We start from the raw sequence: 21,004 nt of genomic DNA on the forward strand, positions 1-21,004 counted from the left end.
CTGAATAATATTACAATCACGTTAAAAAACTAATAGAATTATGTCGATTCCTCCTGTATATTTGGTGTTGCAAGTTAATAACACTTATTTTAGGAGGAAAACACGAATGAAAAAGCTTTATAGTTTTATGCTTGTACTAGTTCTTGGTATGTCACTAGCAGCTTGCGGTGACGAAGAGACATCAGGTTCTGAAAGTCCCGATGGGGGAGATCCTGATAAGCTTGTTATAGGTTTTGTTCCTTCCCAGGATTCTGACACAATTGCTGATACAGTTGAACCATTAGCAGACCGACTTGGCGAAGAACTTGGCGTTGAGGTGGAAGGCAGAGTATTAACAAGCTATAATGCACTGGTTGAAGCAATGGGGGCTAATCAGGTGCAGGTTGGTTTCATACCAGCTTTTGGATATGTACTGGCTAATGAACAATATGATGTTGAAGTGATCTTAAAGTCCATCCGTTATGGCTCTGGAACGTATAAAGCTCAATATGTCGTTCAAGCAGACTCCGGAATTGAAACACTTGCAGATTTGGAAGGAAAAGTATGGGCCTATCCAGATGGAGCGTCTACATCAGGTTTCTTATTCCCGGCTTCACAGCTGATGAATGAATTTGACCTTGATTCAGTAGAAGCTTTGCAGACAGAGTTTTTCTCTAACTCAACTGCTGCTGGCGGTCATGATAATGCAGCTATTGCTGTTTACGAAGGCGATGCAGATGTAGCCACTACATTTGATGATGCAAGAGGTGAATTGGAAGAAGAATATCCTGATGTAATGGATAAGCTTAAAGTTATCGGATATACCGATGAAATTCCAAATGATACAATCTCAGTAGTTCCTGAACTGAGTGATGAAATGGTTGCTGAAATTAAAGAAGTATTTCTTTCTTTTAATGACGATGAAGAAATGATCGAAATTATGAATTCTGTTTATAACTGGGATGCAATTGATGAGGCATCAGATGAAGAATACCAGGTAGTAAAAGATACGTACCAAGAGTTTAAAGATTCAATTACTCTAGACTAATTACTATAAAAAAGTGTTCAGGGGGAGAGGAAACTCTTCCTCTCTTTTTTAATGTAACTGACCAAAATGGATAATTTAATAAAGGCAGACGGAGCTTGGTACAGTTGTAATGAGGCAGAATGGCAAGTAAATAAAAAGACTATCGAAATAAGACAGAGATAATTTTGGGGGTTGACGCAGGGTGATTGAATTTAAAGATGTATCTCTTGTATATCCAAATGGGACGCAAGGACTTAAAGATGTCAATGTAACGATTAAGGATGGAGAGTTTGTCGTTATTGTAGGATTATCGGGTGCAGGTAAGTCAACATTTATTCGCAGTATTAATCGAATAGTGACTCCAACGTCTGGAGCACTTCTTGTGGATGAAGAGGATATTTTAAAATACAAAGGAAAAGATCTGCGGCGTCTTCGGACAAAGGTTGGTATGATCTTTCAAAACTATAACTTAGTAAAACGCTCGAATGTGATGAAAAATGTACTGGCAGGAAGACTTGGTCACACGGGAACTTTTCGTTCAATCGTTAATTTATTCAGTAAAGAGGATCGTGCATTAGCATTTGAAAGTCTGAGAAGAGTTAATATCGAAGAGAAACTTTATAATCGTGCAGATGAACTGAGCGGCGGTCAGCAGCAAAGAGTAAGCATTGCGAGAGTTCTGACCCAAAAACCAAACTATATTTTGGCTGACGAACCTGTAGCGTCATTGGATCCACCCACATCTCATCAGGTTATGTCCTACTTAAAGAAAATTAATCGTGAAGATAAAATTACAACAATCGTTAATCTTCATTTTATAGATATGGCAATGGAATATGCTGACCGAATTATTGGAATGAGAGCAGGAGAAGTCGTTTTTGATGGTCCCGTATCACAAGTGAATGAAAAAACATTTGAAAAAATATACGGCCGTGCGATTCGTGAAGACGATATGCGCGGAGGTGCTGACCTTGAAGAAGACTGACACCGGGCTTTTGACAACGGGTAAAACGCCGTCAATTTATACATCGAAAACAAAATCTCGTTTGCTGCTCATTTTTGGTGTGGTGCTGGCTTTGTATTTTCTAAGCACCTATCAGACCAATTCTACTCCAGGTGAACTCGTAATTGGTTTACCTAATTTATTTGCTCTATTAGCGAAGTTCTTTCCGCCAAACCTGGAAGTTTTAGTCGCTTCATCGGTCGTTGCCGCTTTTTCAGAAACGATTCAAATGGCTATTATTGCAACAACAGTTGCCGCTATTTTGTGTGTCCCATTAAGTTTGCTTGGGGCTCAAAATATCACAACGAATAAATATTTGTACGGGTTCATGAGATTTTTTCTTAATGTTTTACGGACCATTCCAGACATCGTTTTAGCACTTATTTTTGTCGGTATTTTTGGTCTCGGAGTCTTTCCCGGGATCCTGGCATTAATCATTTTTTCATTGGGGATCTTAGCTAAGTTGATTAGTGAAACCATTGAATCTGTTGATATGAATCCATTAGAAGCCATGCAGGCATCAGGTGCTGGAACCATTCAAATGATCTACTATGGATTGGTTCCCCAAGTGCTGCCGCAATTTTCTTCATTAGTTTTATATGTGTTTGAAATTAATATCCGAGCATCCGTTGTCCTTGGCCTCGTTGGAGCAGGAGGCATTGGGCTTGTCCTTGACCAGCAGATTAGATTATATAACTTGCCAAATGCGATGGCGATTATAATTGGTATTTTTATCCTCGTGGTGATGATAGAGTATGTCAGTAATAAAATCAGGGAGGCGATTGTCTAATGGCTGAATTGCAGATGCCCCCTAAGAAAAAGAGAAATCCTCTTAACATAGCGAAAAAAAGTTTAATGGCTGCAGTTGTTATTGCTCTATACGTTTGGACTTTTCTCGGAATTAATATTGATTGGGAACGGGCATTCGAGCGGATGGCAAATAATTTTGAGCGAGTTATCCCAAGACTCTTCAGGCCGGATTGGAATGCATTTGACAAAGTTTTAGATGCGATGATTGAAACTCTTTATATTGCTTTTGCAGGATCCCTCATGGCAGCTATACTAGCTATTCCTTTAGGTTTTCTCGCTGCAAATAATATGACAAACAATCGCTTCTTAACAGCAGTAGGTAAATGGATTCTCAGTGCTGTTCGTGCCTTTCCCGATTTAATTCTGGCATTACTGTTTGTAGTAGCTGTTGGACCTAATCCTTTTGCGGGTGTACTTGCTATTGCCATTGGCTCAACGGGAATGCTTGGTAAATTATATTCTGAGGTTCTTGAGTCAGTTGATATGAAGGTAGTAGAAGCTATGGAAGCGAACGGTGCAAATAAACTTCAAATTTTATTTCACGGCGTCATTCCGCAGGTAATACCTGAATTTTTATCTTACGCGATCTACCGCTTCGAAGTTGACGTTCGAGCCTCGACGATTTTAGGAGTAGTAGGAGCCGGAGGAATCGGGACACTTATCTTCTTTGCTTCAAGTAATCGGAATTGGAACGAAATGGGTTTGATTATTCTTATTATTATCGTGGTTGTGACGATTATTGATTTTATCTCGGCAGCAATTAGAAAAAGAATAGTATAAGACAAGTGCGCTTTAAGCGTTGTTGTAGTGATTTAAGGCTATCAACAGAAATTAATAAAATGATATTTTTTCGGGTGAAGCCAATAAAAGTAGTTGGCTTCACTTTTTTTTTGTTAAGATTAACTATAAAGAGAAAGGAAGGATACGATGGCACACAATGAAGTTTCAATAACTATACTCGAAACGAGTGATGTTCATGGCCATATAATGCCCCTGCATTATGCTGCAAACAAAGAAACGCCTAATGGTCTTGCGCGTATTTCCTCTTATATAAAAGAAATGAGAAAGCTTGAGCCGGAACTCTTACTGATTGATAATGGGGATTGTATACAGGGAACCCCTTTAACCTATCATTATGCAAAATTTCGTGATCACCTGCCAAACCCGGTGATATCGGTAATGAACTATCTTCAATATGATTGTGCAGTGATTGGGAACCACGAGTTTAATTATGGAATGTCTATTGTCAGTAAAGCTGTCAGTCAATCTTTCTTTCCATGGCTGTCTGCCAATATACTACATAAAGTCACAAAGGAATCCTATTTTGGTTATCCATACACCGTCAAGGAAGTTAACGGAGTAAAAATTGTCATCGTAGGGATAACCACGCATTATATACCAAATTGGGAAAATCCATCGCATATTAAAGAACTGGCGTTTGAAGATGCTCTGTTATCTTTAAAGAGGTGGGTGCAGTTTATTCATGAAACAGAGGAGCCGGATCTGCTGGTTGTCAGTTATCACGGAGGGTTTGAATGCGATCTGCAAACAGCGGAACCAACAGAAGAGCAGACAGGTGAAAATCAGGGATGCCAAATTTTACAGGAGGTAGCCGGAATTGATCTTTTGTTAACCGGACATCAGCACAGAACCGTTTCCCAATATGTGAACAACACATATGTTTTACAGCCCGGATTTAATGGTCAGCACATTGGAAAAGCAGTGATTCACCTTAAAAAGGGAACGGATTCATGGACTGTTGAAAAAATTGAAGGAGAAGTCGTTTCAATGGAAGAACAGCCTCCAGACGAAGAGGTTTTAGATATTGTCCACTTTCAGGAGCTGGAAACTCAAAAATGGCTGGATCAGCCAATCGGTTTTATAGATGGCGATATGACGATCAAAGATCCTTTAGATGTAAGAATAAATGAGCATCCAATGATCGAGTGGATTAATAAAGTACAAATGAAAGCTGCCGGAGTCAGTATTTCCAATACCTCTTTAATGAGTAATGCGTCAAAAGGCCTGCCAGTAAATGTAACCATGAGAGACATTGTATCTAATTATATATACCCAAATACATTGACCGTGCTAGAGCTTTCCAAAGAGGATATAAAAAAAGCACTCGAACAGTCCGCCTCTTATTTTATGGTAAATGATGAAAATCAAATTGGCGTTAATCCTGCTTTTGTCTCCCCTAAACCCCAGCATTATAACTACGATATGTGGGAAGGCATCTTCTATACAATAGACGCGGCAAAACCAATTGGCGAACGGGTGATCGAACTGGAATTTGAAGACGAAGGGCCTTACCATGTGGTGATGAATAATTACCGGGCTGGCGGCGGCGGTGATTTCATCATGTTCAAAGACAAGCCCGTAGTGAAAGAAATACTGATTGATATGGCAGAGCTATTAGCAGAAGATCTGCTTGAAAAAGAGACGGTAAAAGCAGTAGTAAACAATAATTTTAAAGTAATAAATTCGGAAAAATAAACATAACCGCTTCAATCTGAAAGGGAAACTGGGTATCGCTAATCCAAGCGGGTGAACCCCTTAGTACTGATTTGATGAATAACTATGGTGACCATTAACAATTATAAGATCTTGCAAACCCTGTTTGACTTATTTGAAAATATATCGCTATACTACTATATAAAGTGTATAAAAAAGGACTGACTTTAATGAGTGATACTGTTGATTATGAACAATCTCTGAAATTATTTATTGTACTTTCAAGAGCATATAAATCAATGAACGAAATGAGTAATCGTTTCATTCAGCAGCAGGGGTTAAATCCGACTGAATTTGCTGTGTTGGAATTGCTATACCATAAAGGAAAACAACCGCTGCAAAAAATCGGCGGGAAAATTTTATTAGCCAGCGGCAGTATAACGTACGTAGTGGATAAACTTGAAAAAAAAGGTTTAATTAAACGAATCGCCTCTCCACAAGACAGAAGAGTGACGTATGCAGAAACGACAGAAGAGGGAAATTCTTTTATGGCTGAAATTTTTCCTAATCACGAAAAAAACCTGCACGGCATGATGTCAGTACTATCATCAGAAGAACAGGGGCAGGCGATTGAACTTCTTAAGAAGCTGGGATTGTCCATTCGGGACCTATCCTACTGAGAAAATCGTATGCAGCAGATTAAGTAATTCATTCAATTTTTAATTAATAGATATTTTTAAAGCAAACGATAAAAAACTGCTGTTAAACCAGCAGTTTTTTTGTATTTATGAAGGGAATTGCTATTCGAAAATAGAATCATTAGAAAAAGGGGGATTTATTTTGAAGACATTTGATCAATATACATACAAACGGCCGAAGTTTGAAGAAGAAAAAGACCGGTTTCATCTATTGCTTGATAAGTTTAACGAAGCAGATTCTGTAGAACAGCAGACGGAAGCAATTACAGCAATTAATGAGTTCAGAAACAACTTGTCTACGCAATTTAATTTAGCGTATATCCGTGCTTCCATTGATACGAACGATGAATTTTATCAAAATGAAAAAGATTATTTTGACGAAGTAGAGCCGCAGTTAACAGAATTGACGAATCTATATTACCAGGCGTTGGTTGATTCACCTTGGAAAGATGAATTGGAGAAAAAATGGGGATCACAGCTCTTTAGCCTGGCGGAATTTTCGATGAAGGCTTTTTCTCCTGAAGTAATTTCACTGCTTCAAAAAGAAAATAAACTAACCTCCCAATATTCAAAGCTTGTGGCATCTGCGGAAGTAGAGTTTAATGATGAAAAATTAACATTGGCCCAGCTTTATCCTTATGCGGAATCTACTGATCGGGAAACCAGAAAGAGAGCAACTTTTGCAAATTACGATTTCTATAAGGAAAATGAAGAAAAATTCGATGATCTGTACGATCAGCTGGTGAAAGTACGGCATGAGATTGCTGTAACATTAGGTTACAAAAACTTCGTGGAGCTTGGCTATGTACGAATGCTCAGAATTGATTACAATGCAGATATGGTCAAAAATTTCAGGGATCAAGTCCGCGATTATATTGTCCCTTTAGCAACTAAGCTTAAACAAAGACAGGCAAAAAGAATTGGTGTAAATGAGCTAATGTTTTGGGATGAGCCATTATCTTTTTTATCCGGGAATGCTGTGCCTAAAGGATCTCCTGACTGGATTATTGAGAACGGCAAAAAAATGTATCATGAACTTTCACCTGAAACGGATGAATTCTTTTCTTTTATGACAGACCGTAAATTAATGGATCTTGAAGCGAAGAAAGGCAAGGAAGCAGGTGGCTACTGTACATTTATAGAGGACTATCAGTCTCCGTTTATTTTTTCAAACTTTAATGGAACGTCCGGAGACATTGACGTTCTCACCCATGAAGCAGGCCATGCTTTTCAGGTTTACTCCAGCAGGCACTTAGACATTCCAGAATATCTGTGGCCAACGCATGAATCAGCTGAAATTCATTCTATGAGCATGGAATTTTTTACTTGGCCATGGATGGAACGATTCTTTGAGGATCAAACGGAAAAATACAAATTTTCTCACCTCAGCAGTGGTCTGCTCTTTTTACCATACGGTGTTGCAGTAGATGAATTTCAACATATTGTTTATGAAAATCCTGAAATGACGCCTGCTGAAAGAAAATCAGCGTGGAGAAAAATCGAAGAGATTTATCTTCCTCATAGAGAATATGGCGGCCATTCTTACTTAGAGGCAGGGGGAGTCTGGCAGCGCCAGGGGCATATCTATGAAGATCCGTTTTATTATATTGATTATACATTAGCTCAAATCTGTGCTTTTCAATTTTGGAAGCGTTCAAGGGAAGACTTCAATGAAGCCTGGAACGATTATTTGCATCTATGTAAACTGGGTGGTTCTAAATCATTTACAGCGCTAGTTAAAGAAGCTAATTTACTTTCACCATTTGAAGATGGGTGTGTGGAGTCAGTTGTTGGGAACATTGAAAGTTGGTTAAATTCAGTGGATGACAAAAAGTTATAAATAAAAGGTGCCTGATTTCAATCAGGCACCTTTTTCTTATGCTTGTTTTAACGTGATTTTATCGTCTTCTAAAACAGCTGACAGATTCTTTATTTCAGTATGATCGAACATAAAGTCAGTAATTGCATCTTCAATATTCTCTTGTATAACTCTTCTTAATGGACGGGCACCAAAGGCTGGATGGTAGCCGAGTTCAGAAAGCTTTTCTTTTACTTGCTGGTCTACAGATAGCGTTAGATCCTGTTCAGCTAATGTTTTGTCAAGATCTTGAAGCATTAGGTCAATAATTTGAATAAGGTCTTGTTTTTTCAAAGCAGAAAATTCAATAATACTGTCAAATCGGTTTAGAAATTCCGGTTTAAAGAAATCACTTAATGAATCTAAAAGATTTGCTTCATTTAATGCTTCGTTTGAACCGAATCCTACAGCTTTCTTTCTTGTTCCTACACCTGCGTTGCTTGTCATAATAATGACTGTATCTTTAAAGTTCACGGTGCGCCCTTGACTGTCTGTTAAACGCCCATCTTCCATGATCTGTAGGAACATATGCAAGACATCAGGGTGTGCTTTTTCGATCTCATCTAAAAGAATGATGCTATATGGAGATCTCCGGACTTTTTCAGTTAATTGACCCGCTTCATCATGCCCGATGTATCCTGGTGGCGAGCCGATTAATTTTGCAGTGCTGTGTTTTTCCATATACTCACTCATGTCAAGACGGATCATATGATCTTTGCTTCCGAATAATTCAGAAGCAAGCGTTTTAGACAGCTCTGTTTTACCTACTCCAGTTGGACCGACGAACAAAAATGAGCCTGTAGGGCGATCTTTTGATTTTAAACCTGCCCTGCTTCTGCGTACAGCTTTTGCTACTTTTTTAACCGCTTCATGCTGTCCAATAACTTTCTCATTAAGACTCAATTCGATGCGCTTCATTTTCGCTTGCTCGTCATCTTCAAGCTTGCCGACTGGAATACCTGTTTTTTGTTCAATCAGCTGCTGAATGATTTCTTTCGTAACGACTGGCTGATGAGATGGCTGATGTGAGTTTAAACTTTTTTCAAGCTGTTCTTCTTCATCTCTTAGTTCAGCCGCTCGTTCATAATGTTCTTCTTTCAGTGCTTTTTGTTTCTCAGCATGAATTTCTGTTAAGCGCTGATTAATTGTTTCAGTATCAGCTGCATCGACAGTCAGGTTTAATTTTGACCCTGATTCATCAAGCAGATCAATCGCTTTGTCTGGCAAAAAGCGATCTTGAATATAACGGTGTGACAGCTTCACAGCCGCTTCAAGCGCTTCTTGTTCGTATTTTACTTCGTGGAAGTTTTCATAATGAGGAGCCAAGCCATTTAGGATGACCATTGCTTCCTCAACAGAAGGCTCATTCACTTGAATAGGCTGAAAACGTCTTTCAAGGGCAGCATCTTTCTCGATTTTTCTATATTCTTTTAATGTTGTTGCCCCAACTAATTGAAGTTCCCCTCTTGCTAGCGCTGGTTTTAAGATATTTCCTGCATCCATCGATCCCTCAGCAGAACCAGCGCCTACTATTTGATGAATTTCATCAATGAATAAGATAACATTTTGTTTAGATTGAAGTTCAGCAATTAACTGCTTCATGCGTTCTTCAAACTGTCCGCGAATACCTGTATTTGCTACTAGTGAAGCTACATCAAGTAAAATAACTTCCTTTGTTTTAAGCTTAGCAGGCACTTTTCCTTCCGAAATGCGTGCAGCAAGACCTTCTGCCACTGCAGTCTTCCCAACACCTGGCTCCCCGATCAGAACGGGGTTATTTTTATTTCTGCGATTTAATACTTCGATCATGCGGTCAATCTCCCGATCTCGTCCAATGACAGGATCAATAAGACCGGCTTTAGCAAGATGAGAGATATTTCGTCCGTATTCTTCCAAAAGCCCTCCTTTTTGCTCTTGTGGTGATTCATTATTTTTACCAGAGGGCTGACCATGTTTAAAAGAAGATAAGAAATCATCAATAGGTGATTCATTTGAAGGTGTATTTTGATCATTCATTGCAGAATGAAGTTTCGCTTTTTCTTCTCTATAGCAATTGGAGCACAAGTTGAAATCCTGCTGCTGACTATTAATTTGAAGACGTAGCTGAACATTCGCTTGATTTGATTGACATTTTTCGCAAATCATTGTGACTCCTCCTTATATATAATTATTATTATTTATTGAATGTTTTGCCATTGTATCGAAAGGGCAAGAATGTGTCTATTTATCTGCTTGTTTGACTATTATTGACCTTATAGCTGTATTATAATTTGACCTTATCTGACTTTCAAGTATTTTGTTTGAGCAATACAATCCTGTAAAGTCTATAACTTATGAATGCCCTCATGAAATTACTTTAAACAATAGAGGTTTTTATTAATTGCCGATAGTAGGATAAAAAAAAGAGCCTGAGACAAAATGTGTCTCAAACTCTTTAACCGGTTCTTTTCGCTTAAGATGGAAGCCTCCAAAGGGACGGTTGGAGCCGGCTCCTCCCAATACGATCATCTCATACTTCTAATATATACTGACTTTTTTAAACTTTTTATCGTTCTATCCAAACCATTTTGCTGCAGGTTTATTTACTTTTAACTTCTTATATTTTCTCCATTCAATTAGATAAACACAACGTAGAAAAATAATAGGTCAAAAGTTAAATGTGAAATAATAACGAGTGATATACTTTTCTTCCAGTAATAAAGCATACCCCAAAAAACAGATCCGATAAAAGCGGCAGCCATCCAGGTCCAGTCTCCCGAATATAAAAATACAGAGGCGGATAAAACAGCAGTGATCAGGATGCTGCCAACAGGCGTCAAGTGTTCGTCTAAATTTCGCTGAATAAAGCCGCGCCAAAAGAACTCAACAGCAGGTATAATAATCAGGATAAGGGAAAGGAGCTGCCAGACCTGATCCGGTTTGAGCCGATGAAAAAGGGAATCAACCATTTGCTCAAAATCACCAGGTGCGATTGATAGAAGCTGATAAGAAATGAATAGCAGACCGTATATAGTGAAACCGGATAGAACGCCGTAAAAAATCGAGCGATTTATAGGATGACGGCCCTTTTCAATGCCGGATTGTGAGATGCTTAACGCTATCATGACCAATGCTGTCCCTGAATACAAATACCAAAATATTCTCTGGTCAAAGAATGTTATATACATTAAGAGGTGAATAATTACTAAGCCTGTAAATGGCCAAATAAATTGCTTAATCAAATAATAAACCTCCCAGGTTCGACCCATGTAAATGAATCATAGTAATCTTATACTTTCGAACTGCAAAACATAAAGAACATTTTAACAGTAAACAAGAAAAGAATATAGTGTAAATTGCATGAAAAGATGTATGATCTAAACTCTCTGGATGTTTTAACATATTCACTAGTTAATCTCAAGGAAAATAAGGGTAAAAGAAAGGAAGGTTTAAAATGACAACAGAAATTATTGAACATAAGCTTAATGAATTAAGAAGCGGAGAAAAAACTAAGCTCGAAATTTCAAAGGAGGATTTTCAAACGTACAGAGAAATAATACTTGCACAAGAGGATTTTAAACATTTTAGGGGCATTGCTCAAAGAAGCGGTCATGTAATCTATGAATATTTAAAAGACCCTAGAAGCTAAGGAGGTCAAGATAGTGAGTGATAGAAGAGTAGTAGTGGTTACCGGGGCAGCTAAAGGCATCGGGCTGGAAATTGCAAAAACATTTTTGTCCCTGGATAATGAAGTTTATTTAGTAGATGTAGATAAAAATACATTGATGAAAGAAGTCGAAAAGCTTCAGGAAAAAGGATTTGCAGCTTTTGGCAAATCTGCTGATGTAGGCATTTTAGATGAAGTGACAGCCTTAATTCAGGAAGTTATCGAAGAATCCGGACAACTGGATATACTAATTAATAATGCTGGAAAATCTGAGTTTCAATCTATTTGGGATGTCACGGAGCAAGACTGGTTATCCATTATAAATAGTAATTTATCGAGTGTTTTTTATTGTTCCAGAGAAGCAGCACGATTTATGAATGGTGGATCCATCATCAATTTGTGTTCTACTCGCGCATTTATGTCCGAAGAACATACTCAAGCCTATTCAGCTTCCAAAGGCGGAATACATGCCTTGACCCATTCTTTAGCTGTAACGCTGAGTGAAAAAAATATTACTGTAAATGCTATAAGCCCAGGGTGGATTGAAACCGAAAAGTATGATGAATTGAGGGACATAGACCATAGTCAGCATCCATCCAATAAAGTGGGCAGGACGAGTGACATAGCCAGGGCTTGTGTGTTTTTAACCAGCAAAGAAAATGGCTTTATTAATGGAGAAAACCTCATCATTGATGGTGGTATGTCGAGAAAAATGATATATGAACATTAATTAATAATAAAGCATGCCGATATGAATCAGTAAAAAGTGGATCAATGATGTGAAATTTCCTTTACAAAGCGTAGAAGGTAAGTTTAAACAACAGCAAATTCGTTGTGATAGAAGGGTTTACATGTTATTCTTAGTTCTTAAGAAAGATAAAACAAACTCACCCTGTTAAGTGGACATCAATATTTTATTGACTCTGATTCGTTTATTCGTTAATTTAATATGGTGATGTTGTAAATACAAGTTAAAAGGAGAAGATAGACTATGGCACAGAAACAATTTACAGTAACAGCAGAAACGGGAATTCACGCACGTCCAGCAACTTTACTTGTTCAAACGGCAAGCAAATTTGATTCAGATGTACAGCTTGAGTACAAAGGCAAAAAAGTAAACCTAAAATCAATTATGGGTGTAATGTCACTTGGTGTGGGCAAAAATGCCGAAATTACAATTTATGCTGAGGGCAGTGACGAGCAGGAAGCACTTACAAGCCTTGAAGAAACATTGCACAGTGAAGGTTTGGCATAAAAGATGTCTTCTATACTTAAAGGAATTGCAGCATCGAGCGGCATTGCAATTGCAAAGGCTTACCGTCTGGTAGAGCCGGATTTGTCATTCGAAGAAAAAAAAGTAGATAATCCAGGGCAGGAAATTGAGCGCTTTCAAAAAGCTATGAACACTTCACGTTCTGAGCTGGAAGTCATCCGGGATCGTGCCAAGACAGAACTTGGTGAAGACAAGGCTGCGATCTTTGAGGCTCATCTTCTTGTTTTAAGCGATCCTGAATTAACGGGTCCAATTGAAGATAAAATTAAGCAGGATTCTGTTAACGCAGAGGCTGCTTTAAAAGAAACAGCGGATATGTTTGTCACCATGTTTGAGCAGATGGACAATGAATACATGCAAGAACGCGCTGCAGACATCCGTGACGTAACAAAACGGGTGCTTTCTCATCTTCTGGGAGTAAAAGTTCTGAATCCAAGTATGATCTCTGAAGAAGTTATCGTGATTGCAGAAGATTTAACCCCTTCTGATACGGCACAACTTAACAGAGAATTCGTTAAAGGCTTCACAACGAATATTGGCGGAAGAACATCGCATTCAGCGATCATGGCCCGTTCGATGGAAATTCCTGCAGTTGTAGGAACGAAAGAAGCGACAGTAGAGATTCAAAATGGCGATATGGTTATTGTGGACGGATTGAATGGAGAAGTTCATATTAACCCTACTGAAGAAATAATCGATAACTATAAGAAAGAGCAAGGTCATTTTGCTGATCAAAAGGCAGAATGGGCAAAACTTATCGATGAAAAATCAGTATCAAAAGATGGCCATCATGTTGAGCTTGCTGCGAATATCGGAACTCCTGCAGATCTTGAAGGAGTTCGCAATAACGGCGGTGAAGGAATTGGACTTTACCGTACTGAATTTTTATATATGGGACGAAATGAACTTCCAACTGAAGAAGAGCAGTTTACTTCTTATAAAGAAGTACTTGAAGGCATGGAAGGAAAACCCGTTGTCGTTCGTACACTCGATATTGGCGGAGACAAAGAACTCCCATACCTGAATCTGCCTCACGAGATGAATCCATTTTTGGGATTCAGAGCGATCAGACTCTGTTTGGAAGAAACAGATCTTTTTAAAGTTCAATTGCGTGCACTGCTTCGCGCAAGTGTGTATGGCAATCTGAAAATCATGTTCCCGATGATTTCGAATCTTACTGAATTTAGAAGTGCAAAAGCGATCCTGCTTGAAGTCAAAGAAGAACTTCTTGAAGAAGGAGTGTCTGTGGCAGATCATATCGAAGTCGGAATTATGGTTGAAATTCCATCAACCGCAGTTTTGGCTGATCAATTTGCTAAGGAAGTTGACTTTTTCAGCATTGGAACCAATGACTTAATTCAATACACGATGGCTGCTGACCGTATGAATGAACGAGTATCTTACTTGTATCAGCCATACAATCCGGCTATCCTTAGAATGATTAAAATGGTGATTGACGCTTCTCATAAAGAAGGTAAATGGACAGGGATGTGCGGGGAAATGGCAGGGGACGAAATTGCGATTCCAATCCTGTTAGGTTTAGGTCTGGATGAATTTTCAATGAGTGCTACATCCATTCTTCCAGCACGGTCTCAATTGTTAGGTATTTCCAAGGAAGAAATGAAAACTCTTGCAGAAGAAGTTCTAACAATGTCTACTAATGAAGAAGTTATTGCTGCTGTAAAAAAAGCTGTTAATTTGTAATCAAATTGTTATATTAAATATGAATAATGTATAGCTAACGGGGGAAGTATATAGGTAGTACAAGCATACTTTTTCATTCTGATTTCCCTTTTTGAACCGGATAACCCCCATTATCCGGTTCTTTTTTTATTTTTTCTTTAGTTAAAAGGATTCTTCCACTCCATAAGTACAGCGCAATCATCCGATTCTTCATCCTCTATATAGTTATGAATCAGTCTCACAGGTGTTCTTCCAACGCCAATTAAAAAACTAAAAACAGGATCTTTTAGTTGTCCGGTTATTAATTTCTCGAAGTACGTTGCTGCCGGCATGATATTTTTATAAGCTGAATACCCAGGTATTCTGCCGCCTCCTGCAAGCCTCTTTAACTTTAAATGAACAACTGTTTGATAGGCCGCACACATTAATTCCCGGCCCAAACCAAGTCCTCTAAACGAAGGATCCACACAGATATCAACGACATATAGCGTTGTTCCCGCATTATTGTGCATTCTCATCCAACCTGCATCCGTAATTTCCTCCCATGTATGTGCTTTTTGATCATCTAGCTCTGTTCGCATGGCAGTGAAAGAGCCTGCTAATTCACCATTAACTTCTATACATAGTGCACCGTCGCGAAAAAGAGTTGCATGCTCGCTGATTTGTTCTTTTGTCCAAAGTAGTTCTTTTGGAAATGGAGGGGGAAATGCGTTTTTTTGAATTTGTATAAGTGAATTTGCGTCCTCTATTGAATAATTTCTGATTTTTACAGGCAGCAAATTTTCGCCTTGATAGATATAAAATTCTTTAAGCATACTTTAACCTCCCGACATAACTATCAATTATCCTATCACAGCTTTGCTCTTTCCATGCAATTGAGGAATAATAGAGGCTAAAGGAAAAGGGGGATTCACGTGGAACAGACAAAGATTGGTTTTATAGGCACGGGAGTAATGGGAAGAGGAATAATTAATCACTTGCTGATGCTGCCGAATGAAATCCATATTTATAATCGTACAAAGAAAAAAGCAGCATCACTCGTAGATAAAGGAGCAATCTGGCAGGATTCACCTGCACAGATAGCGAGAAACTGTGAAGTGATCTTTACTATGGTCGGGTTTCCCCAGGATGTAGAGGAGCTGTATATGGGTGAGGAGGGTTTAATAAAGAATGCTGACGCAGGTACAATTTTTATTGACTTGACGACCTCAACTCCTTCATTGGCTACGAGGCTTGCTAATTTTGCTCAAGAGAGGAGTATGGCAGTTTTGGATGCACCGGTCTCAGGAGGGGATGTAGGAGCAAAAAATGGTACCCTATCCATCATGGCTGGAGGCAGTGAAGAAATATTTAATAAGATTCTTCCTCTATTTAAGACTTTTGGAGAGAATATAGTGTTTCATGGTCCTGCAGGAAGCGGTCAACATGCAAAAATGAGCAACCAAATTGTCATTGCATCCACCATGATTGGCGTTTGTGAATCTCTCACTTATGCTAAGAAAGCGGGATTGGATTTAAACCTTGTATTGAAGAGCATCTCAACCGGTGCAGCAGGCAGCTGGTCTTTATCAAATCTGGCTCCACGAATGATCAAAGATGATCTTGCTCCTGGATTTTATGTGAAGCATTTTATTAAAGATTTATCAATTGCTTTAGAAGAAGCCCAACGGATGAATTTGGATCTTCCCGGGCTTCAGCTAGCAAAGTCATTATACCAGGAAATAGCAAAAGCAGGACACGATGAAGATGGAACACAAGCGCTTATTGCTTATTACGAATAATTGAAGAACTGAAAAATTCGATAAAGCTATTGTTTAATGAAAAAAATAATATTCACGTTTACGTTACAATTAAAAGAAGCTGGGACAATGTCTCAGCTTCTTTTAACGGACTTTTGAAGTTATGCACATACTCATATATCATTAATTGGTGTAAACCGTATAATTCAGCGATTCTGAAGAAATTTGCTTATTCGCTCAAATGCGAGATGGATCGATAGCTCAGAGCAGGCATAAGAAATTCTTATAAATCCTTCCCCGTGTTCCCCGAATGCAGTACCAGGGATCACACCTACTTTCGCTTGTTCAGCCAGGAGCAGAGCAAAATCAAATGACGACATGGTAGAAGGAATACCAGCTAAGTAATAAAATGCCCCGTCCGGTTCAATGGTTTTGAAATTAAGGCTTTTTAAATAATCTCCGGTTAATTTACGCCTTTTTCGATATTCATCTCTCATTGGAAGTGCATCATTTATGCCAGTAGTAAAAGCTGCAATGGCCGCTTTTTGAGAGATGGAGGAGGCACAGGAAACAGAATACTGATGAACTTTTAGGCATTCTTTTGCAATCCATTCCGGCGCCATCAGTACGCCAATTCTCCAGCCTGTCATGGCATGAGATTTGGAAAGGCCATTAATCGTAATCGTGTGCTCTTTAATTATGGTTCCTATTGATACATGCTTGCGGTCATAGGTAAGTTCGCTGTAGATCTCGTCTGCTACTATGATCAAATCATTTTCTTTTACCACTCTGGCGATATCTTCAAGTTCAGATTTAAGTAAACTTACTCCTGTTGGGTTTGAGGGATATGGCAGAATAATGCATTTCGTTTTGGGTGTTACCGCGTTTTCAATCTGGCTTGCAGTTAATTTAAATTGTGTTTCGGTTATATCAATAAGAACTGGAACAGCACCACATTGATTTATGATTGGCGTATAACCAGGGTATACAGGACTTGGTAAAATAACTTCATCCCCAGGCATCAAAACCGTTCTAAGCGCAGTATCAATTGCCTGCGAAGCTCCATTCGTTACGATTATTTCATTTTCGGGATTATATAGTAAGTTATACTTTACATTCATAAAGCTGCTGATTGCCTGTCTAAGTTCTATGAAACCTGCATTATGGGTATAGGATGTAAAATTTTCATTAATTGCTTGAATTGCTGTGTCTTTAATATGCTGTGGAGTCTTAAAGTCAGGCTGCCCAATTGTCAGGGAGATCATATCATCCACATGAGAAATGCGGTTAAAAAACTGTCTTATTCCGGATATCTCAAGTTTTTGTACATTTGGATTTATTTTAGAAGTCAAGAAAGGTCCCTCCGTTTCACATTACTCCGATAGTTTACCATTTCAAAAGTTAAAAGACATGTCTCAAAAGAAATATTTTCATATTTAATGATTAAACTTTGTAAAAGTGGATAAACCAAAGTATTGAGCTTGAAAGGAAGAAATAAATGATTAGAACTTTAGGATTTAAACATGACGGAACCTGCTTTGATAATATCTCACTTAATGAAATTAAAAGTGATCAGTTTGCCTGGTACTGGGTAGATTTTAACCAGCCGACTCCAGAAGAAGAAAAGGAACTTACATCCACTTTTGATTTTCACCCTCTTGCTGTTGAGGATTGTATTGAAAGAGACTATCAGCGTCCAAAGCTGGATGACTATCATGATTATATTTTCTTTCTACTACATAGTCTTCCGAAAGAAACGTACGATGCACTGGAACTGAATTTGTTCGTCAATGATAAAATGCTCGTTACTTTCCATCACGAAGAGCTTCGGAGCGTCAATCAGCTCTTTGAAAAACTTCAGCATTACTCTGTTAAGGAAGCGGTTGATCCGGTTAATTTAGTTCATGCCATCGTTGATAATATAGTGGATGAATACTTTCCATACGTTTACGGAATCGAAGATCAGTTGAATCATATAGAAGAACGGACAGACGAAAATTCTTCTCATGATTTAATGGACAGGCTTTATGATGTCAGGCACGACATGCAAAAGCTCAGAAGATCGCTTCTTCCTATGCGAGATCTTCTATACAGGCTGCTGAACACTACCCAAATATCCATTGATAAAGAACAGCAGCTTTATTTTCAGGATATATATGATCATGTAATAAAACTCGTTGAAATGCTGGAATCTTATCGGGATTTTTCTTCTGACATCAGGGATAATTACATTTCTGTCAGTTCAGATAAAATGAATAATATTATGATGACGCTGACAGTTATTACGACAATCTTTATGCCTTTAACGTTCATTGCAGGACTATATGGAATGAATTTTATTCATATACCGGAGCTTGAGTTTCAAAATGGCTATTTTGTGGTTTTAGGTGTCATGGCCTTAATAGCCACTGTCATGTTTTTCATATTTAGAAAAATTGGCTGGCTGCGCTTTTCGAGATCAAGAAAGAAGAAGAGAAGACGGATTTTTCTTAAATAATTTAAAGAGGCTGGGACCTGACTTTTAAAGTTACGTTCCAGCCTGTTTGATGTTCTAGATTGAGTCTTTGCCCGCAGATTGATCCAACCGGACAGATGAGACAGTAGCATCGAAATCCATAATTAATCACAGATATACTATTCATTAACGCCACATCATATCGTAATTGTAAATAATCAGTAAATGAGCAGGGAAATTAACTGTGTTAAAGGAATTGTATAGAGAGCATGTGCAGATTGGAGGATACATTTACTATGCAAAAATCACCCGTTCAGTTAAATCGCAATCAACAGCCAAGGAAAGGATGGAAGTTATATTTAACGTTGCCTATATTGTCATGGGCTCTGTACGATTTTGCTAATACAATCTTTTCATCGAATATTAACACTGTGTTTTTTCCATTTTATCTTGATGCTGCGATTGGAAGCAGTGAGGAAATGAGTCAGGTGGCAAGTACCTTTATTTCCTACGCGAATGCCCTCGCCAGCTTTTTTCTGGTTTTATTTTCGCCATTATATGGAGTATGGATTGACCGGACAGGCCAGAAGAAAAAGTATATTGTCTGGTTTGCTTCCATTTCTATATTGGGGACATTCCTTATGGGCGTATTTGCTTTAGGAAATATAGAAGCAGAATGGTTTGGGCTGCCTGCAGCTTTATTTCTGGTAGTGATCATGTTTGTTATTGCAAAATTCTTTTTTAATAGTTCTCTCGTCTTTTATGACACAATGATGAGTGATCTTGGTTCAAAAGAGGAAATCCCCCTAATTTCCGGTTTTGGAGTAGCCGTTGGCTATCTGGGGACCCTCGTAGGTTTAACGGTCTATTTATTCGTGCAGGAGGGAAGCCCTGAGCAGGCTTTTATACCGACAGCTGTTCTCTATTTGCTTTTTTCATTGCCTCTTTTCTTTTTCTTAAAAGATCCTCCAGCAAAAAATAAAGACAAATCTAAGGCTTCTTTTTTCTCAGGATATAAAGAAATCTGGGCTACATTTAAAGAAATGAAGTCGTATAAAAATGTGTTTACGTTTATGATTGCTTATTTTTTTCTGAACGATGCGATTGCGACTACGATTGCCATTATGGCGATTTATGCCACAGCAGTTGTAGGTTTCAACGGCGGCCAATTTATTGTTTTATATCTGGTTTCTACAATCGCCGCCATTATAGGTTCTTTTATGTTCGGACACATCACAACAAAAATCGGGTCCAAAAATGCGATTATTGCAGTTGCTTTTATCTTAATCACTGCACTTGTTATTGCAGCATTAGCGGTAGCTCAATGGATGTTTTGGGTTGCAGGCAGCCTGGTTGGCATTGCACTTGGCTCAATGTGGGTAACGTCAAGAACGCTGATCGTGGAATTAACACCTGAAGAAAAACGGGGGCAGTTCTTCGGTTTATTCGCTTTTTCAGGCAAGGTTTCTTCTATTATAGGTCCACTTATTTATGGAACGATAACACTTAATTTAAGAGAATATGGAGATACGGCAAGCCGCATCGCCATTTCTTCTCTTGCAGTAATGGCAGTGATCGGGTTAATTATTTTATTTAAAGTGAAGCAGCCAAAAGCGAATGAGATTTAGTGGTTCAAACGTTTCTCTTGACTATTCATGCAGTCATTTCTATAATGTGAATTATGTTTTTTAATAATGATTTTAATGTGGTAAATAAAGATGATTCACACCATCTGCATGCTGCATGAATATGGTGAAGAGAAATTGATCACGCTACTGCTTAAGGAGGCTGTTTATAAATGAAACTAAGAGAACAATTGCCCGAACTTCAAGGAGCTACAAAATGGCTTAATGGCCAAGTATCAAAAAAAGATTTGGTGGGGGAGAAGCCTACTCTCATTCATTTTTGGTCAGTAAGCTGTCACCTTTGTAAAGAAGCAATGCCTGATATTAATGAATTGCGGGACGAATACGAAGATGAACTCAACGTTGTTGCGGTTCATATGCCACGATCTGAAGATGACCTGGATATTAGTGTAATTGAACAAGTGGCAAGAGGTCACGATATTGTTCAACCAATATTTGTAGATGGTGACCATAAGCTGACAGAAGCATTTGAAAATCAATATGTACCAGCATATTATGTTTTTGATAAAGAAGGACAGCTTCGTCATTTTCAAGCAGGCGGAAGCGGCATGAAAATGCTTCGTAAGCGGTTGAATCGAGTGCTTGGAGTAGAAGACAAGAAATAGCCGATAGAATTTAATCCAAGGATCATTAGTAAAAGATGGTGCTAGGACATAAATGAAAAAAGCTGCTTAAAAAAGGATAGATCATCCAAAGAGGTGAGGGGAGCAGATGATCGCGACTCCTGCAGAAG

At 38.4% G+C, this 21,004-nt stretch carries 20 protein-coding genes; 15 read left to right on the forward strand and 5 right to left on the reverse strand.

Features of this window, described 5'->3' with window-relative positions; genetic code table 11:
- The first annotated feature begins 106 nt into the window (after positions 1 to 106).
- The 7 genes from KR50_RS07960 to KR50_RS07990 all read left to right on the forward strand — a co-directional run bounded on the left by KR50_RS07960 (position 107) and on the right by KR50_RS07990 (position 7,811).
- Positions 107 to 1,027, forward strand: coding sequence for a phosphate/phosphite/phosphonate ABC transporter substrate-binding protein (locus KR50_RS07960; protein WP_041057103.1), 921 nt, complete (start codon positions 107 to 109; stop codon positions 1,025 to 1,027).
- Positions 1,028 to 1,208: 181 nt separating this feature from the next.
- Positions 1,209 to 1,991, forward strand: a complete 783-nt coding sequence (gene phnC / locus KR50_RS07965) for a phosphonate ABC transporter ATP-binding protein (RefSeq protein ID WP_041057104.1) — start codon at positions 1,209 to 1,211, stop codon at positions 1,989 to 1,991.
- Positions 1,978 to 2,799 carry a phosphonate ABC transporter, permease protein PhnE gene (phnE, locus tag KR50_RS07970; protein ID WP_232304258.1) on the forward strand — a complete coding sequence of 274 codons (822 nt, stop codon included), beginning with the start codon at positions 1,978 to 1,980 and terminating at the stop codon, positions 2,797 to 2,799. Before phnC ends, phnE (KR50_RS07970) begins: the two co-directional genes overlap by 14 nt.
- Positions 2,799 to 3,599 (forward strand): phosphonate ABC transporter, permease protein PhnE, encoded by an 801-nt coding sequence (phnE, locus tag KR50_RS07975; RefSeq protein ID WP_041057106.1) that lies wholly within the window; start codon positions 2,799 to 2,801, stop codon positions 3,597 to 3,599. Before phnE (KR50_RS07970) ends, phnE (KR50_RS07975) begins: the two co-directional genes overlap by 1 nt.
- Positions 3,600 to 3,746: 147 nt before the next feature.
- A complete protein-coding gene (locus KR50_RS07980; protein WP_041057108.1) occupies positions 3,747 to 5,315 on the forward strand; it encodes a bifunctional metallophosphatase/5'-nucleotidase in 1,569 nt (522 codons plus the stop codon).
- 188 nt (positions 5,316 to 5,503) lie between these two features.
- The gene (locus KR50_RS07985) at positions 5,504 to 5,953 is read left to right on the forward strand and encodes a MarR family winged helix-turn-helix transcriptional regulator (RefSeq protein WP_041057109.1); all 450 of its coding nucleotides are present in this window, start codon (positions 5,504 to 5,506) and stop codon (positions 5,951 to 5,953) included.
- A gap of 160 nt (positions 5,954 to 6,113) precedes the next feature.
- Positions 6,114 to 7,811 (forward strand): M3 family oligoendopeptidase, encoded by a 1,698-nt coding sequence (locus KR50_RS07990; RefSeq protein WP_041057110.1) that lies wholly within the window; start codon positions 6,114 to 6,116, stop codon positions 7,809 to 7,811.
- A 36-nt stretch (positions 7,812 to 7,847) separates the two neighbouring features.
- On the opposite strand, the gene KR50_RS07995 is transcribed toward KR50_RS07990, so the two are convergent.
- The 3 genes from KR50_RS07995 to KR50_RS08000 form a co-directional block, all read right to left on the reverse strand.
- Positions 7,848 to 9,974: an ATP-dependent Clp protease ATP-binding subunit gene (locus tag KR50_RS07995; RefSeq protein WP_041057112.1), complete on the reverse strand. Its 2,127-nt coding sequence runs from the start codon at positions 9,972 to 9,974 to the stop codon at positions 7,848 to 7,850.
- Between the two features lie 231 nt (positions 9,975 to 10,205).
- On the reverse strand, positions 10,206 to 10,337 hold the full coding sequence (locus KR50_RS18815; RefSeq protein ID WP_269746068.1) for a hypothetical protein: 132 nt from the start codon (positions 10,335 to 10,337) through the stop codon (positions 10,206 to 10,208).
- A 107-nt stretch (positions 10,338 to 10,444) separates the two neighbouring features.
- Positions 10,445 to 11,050, reverse strand: coding sequence for a CPBP family intramembrane glutamic endopeptidase (locus KR50_RS08000; RefSeq protein WP_041057113.1), 606 nt, complete (start codon positions 11,048 to 11,050; stop codon positions 10,445 to 10,447).
- 212 nt (positions 11,051 to 11,262) lie between these two features.
- Between KR50_RS08000 and KR50_RS08005 the strand changes: the two genes are divergently transcribed.
- The 4 genes from KR50_RS08005 (at position 11,263) to ptsP (ending at position 14,452) form a co-directional block, all read left to right on the forward strand.
- Positions 11,263 to 11,457, forward strand: coding sequence for a hypothetical protein (locus KR50_RS08005; RefSeq protein WP_041057115.1), 195 nt, complete (start codon positions 11,263 to 11,265; stop codon positions 11,455 to 11,457).
- Between the two features lie 13 nt (positions 11,458 to 11,470).
- Positions 11,471 to 12,205 (forward strand): SDR family NAD(P)-dependent oxidoreductase, encoded by a 735-nt coding sequence (locus KR50_RS08010; RefSeq protein WP_041057117.1) that lies wholly within the window; start codon positions 11,471 to 11,473, stop codon positions 12,203 to 12,205.
- 261 nt (positions 12,206 to 12,466) lie between these two features.
- Positions 12,467 to 12,730: a phosphocarrier protein HPr gene (locus KR50_RS08015; RefSeq protein ID WP_041057118.1), complete on the forward strand. Its 264-nt coding sequence runs from the start codon at positions 12,467 to 12,469 to the stop codon at positions 12,728 to 12,730.
- 3 nt (positions 12,731 to 12,733) lie between these two features.
- Positions 12,734 to 14,452, forward strand: coding sequence for a phosphoenolpyruvate--protein phosphotransferase (gene ptsP / locus KR50_RS08020; protein ID WP_041057119.1), 1,719 nt, complete (start codon positions 12,734 to 12,736; stop codon positions 14,450 to 14,452).
- A gap of 137 nt (positions 14,453 to 14,589) precedes the next feature.
- Here ptsP and KR50_RS08025 read toward each other — a convergent pair whose 3' ends face one another.
- A complete protein-coding gene (locus tag KR50_RS08025) occupies positions 14,590 to 15,246 on the reverse strand; it encodes a GNAT family N-acetyltransferase (protein ID WP_041057121.1) in 657 nt (218 codons plus the stop codon).
- A 99-nt stretch (positions 15,247 to 15,345) separates the two neighbouring features.
- On the opposite strand from KR50_RS08025, the gene KR50_RS08030 reads away from it, so the two are divergent.
- Positions 15,346 to 16,212: an NAD(P)-dependent oxidoreductase gene (locus KR50_RS08030; protein WP_041057123.1), complete on the forward strand. Its 867-nt coding sequence runs from the start codon at positions 15,346 to 15,348 to the stop codon at positions 16,210 to 16,212.
- Between the two features lie 164 nt (positions 16,213 to 16,376).
- Here KR50_RS08030 and KR50_RS08035 read toward each other — a convergent pair whose 3' ends face one another.
- Complete coding sequence (locus KR50_RS08035) at positions 16,377 to 17,522, reverse strand: aminotransferase class I/II-fold pyridoxal phosphate-dependent enzyme (RefSeq protein WP_041057124.1); 1,146 nt, start codon at positions 17,520 to 17,522, stop codon at positions 16,377 to 16,379.
- Positions 17,523 to 17,668: 146 nt separating this feature from the next.
- On the opposite strand from KR50_RS08035, the gene corA reads away from it, so the two are divergent.
- The 3 genes from corA to KR50_RS08050 all read left to right on the forward strand — a co-directional run bounded on the left by corA (position 17,669) and on the right by KR50_RS08050 (position 20,876).
- Positions 17,669 to 18,667, forward strand: a complete 999-nt coding sequence (gene corA, locus KR50_RS08040; RefSeq protein WP_041057125.1) for a magnesium/cobalt transporter CorA — start codon at positions 17,669 to 17,671, stop codon at positions 18,665 to 18,667.
- Positions 18,668 to 18,921: 254 nt separating this feature from the next.
- Positions 18,922 to 20,253, forward strand: coding sequence for an MFS transporter (locus tag KR50_RS08045; protein WP_041057127.1), 1,332 nt, complete (start codon positions 18,922 to 18,924; stop codon positions 20,251 to 20,253).
- A gap of 170 nt (positions 20,254 to 20,423) precedes the next feature.
- Positions 20,424 to 20,876, forward strand: coding sequence for a TlpA family protein disulfide reductase (locus KR50_RS08050; protein WP_041057129.1), 453 nt, complete (start codon positions 20,424 to 20,426; stop codon positions 20,874 to 20,876).
- Positions 20,877 to 21,004 lie beyond the last annotated feature (128 nt).

Origin of the sequence: Jeotgalibacillus campisalis (genome assembly GCF_000829515.1) — a bacterium.
Lineage (GTDB): Bacteria > Bacillota > Bacilli > Bacillales > Jeotgalibacillaceae > Jeotgalibacillus > Jeotgalibacillus campisalis.

Coding starts and splice junctions, on each gene's coding strand:
- KR50_RS07960 (WP_041057103.1), top strand. CDS start 107: ATGAAAAAGCTTTATAGTTTTATGCTTGTACTAGTTCTTGGTATGTCA.
- phnE (WP_041057106.1), top strand. CDS start 2,799: ATGGCTGAATTGCAGATGCCCCCTAAGAAAAAGAGAAATCCTCTTAAC.
- KR50_RS07980 (WP_041057108.1), top strand. CDS start 3,747: ATGGCACACAATGAAGTTTCAATAACTATACTCGAAACGAGTGATGTT.
- KR50_RS07985 (WP_041057109.1), top strand. CDS start 5,504: ATGAGTGATACTGTTGATTATGAACAATCTCTGAAATTATTTATTGTA.
- KR50_RS07995 (WP_041057112.1), bottom strand. CDS start 9,974: ATGATTTGCGAAAAATGTCAATCAAATCAAGCGAATGTTCAGCTACGT.
- KR50_RS18815 (WP_269746068.1), bottom strand. CDS start 10,337: ATGATCGTATTGGGAGGAGCCGGCTCCAACCGTCCCTTTGGAGGCTTC.
- KR50_RS08005 (WP_041057115.1), top strand. CDS start 11,263: ATGACAACAGAAATTATTGAACATAAGCTTAATGAATTAAGAAGCGGA.
- KR50_RS08015 (WP_041057118.1), top strand. CDS start 12,467: ATGGCACAGAAACAATTTACAGTAACAGCAGAAACGGGAATTCACGCA.
- ptsP (WP_041057119.1), top strand. CDS start 12,734: ATGTCTTCTATACTTAAAGGAATTGCAGCATCGAGCGGCATTGCAATT.
- KR50_RS08025 (WP_041057121.1), bottom strand. CDS start 15,246: ATGCTTAAAGAATTTTATATCTATCAAGGCGAAAATTTGCTGCCTGTA.
- corA (WP_041057125.1), top strand. CDS start 17,669: ATGATTAGAACTTTAGGATTTAAACATGACGGAACCTGCTTTGATAAT.
- KR50_RS08045 (WP_041057127.1), top strand. CDS start 18,922: ATGCAAAAATCACCCGTTCAGTTAAATCGCAATCAACAGCCAAGGAAA.
- KR50_RS08050 (WP_041057129.1), top strand. CDS start 20,424: ATGAAACTAAGAGAACAATTGCCCGAACTTCAAGGAGCTACAAAATGG.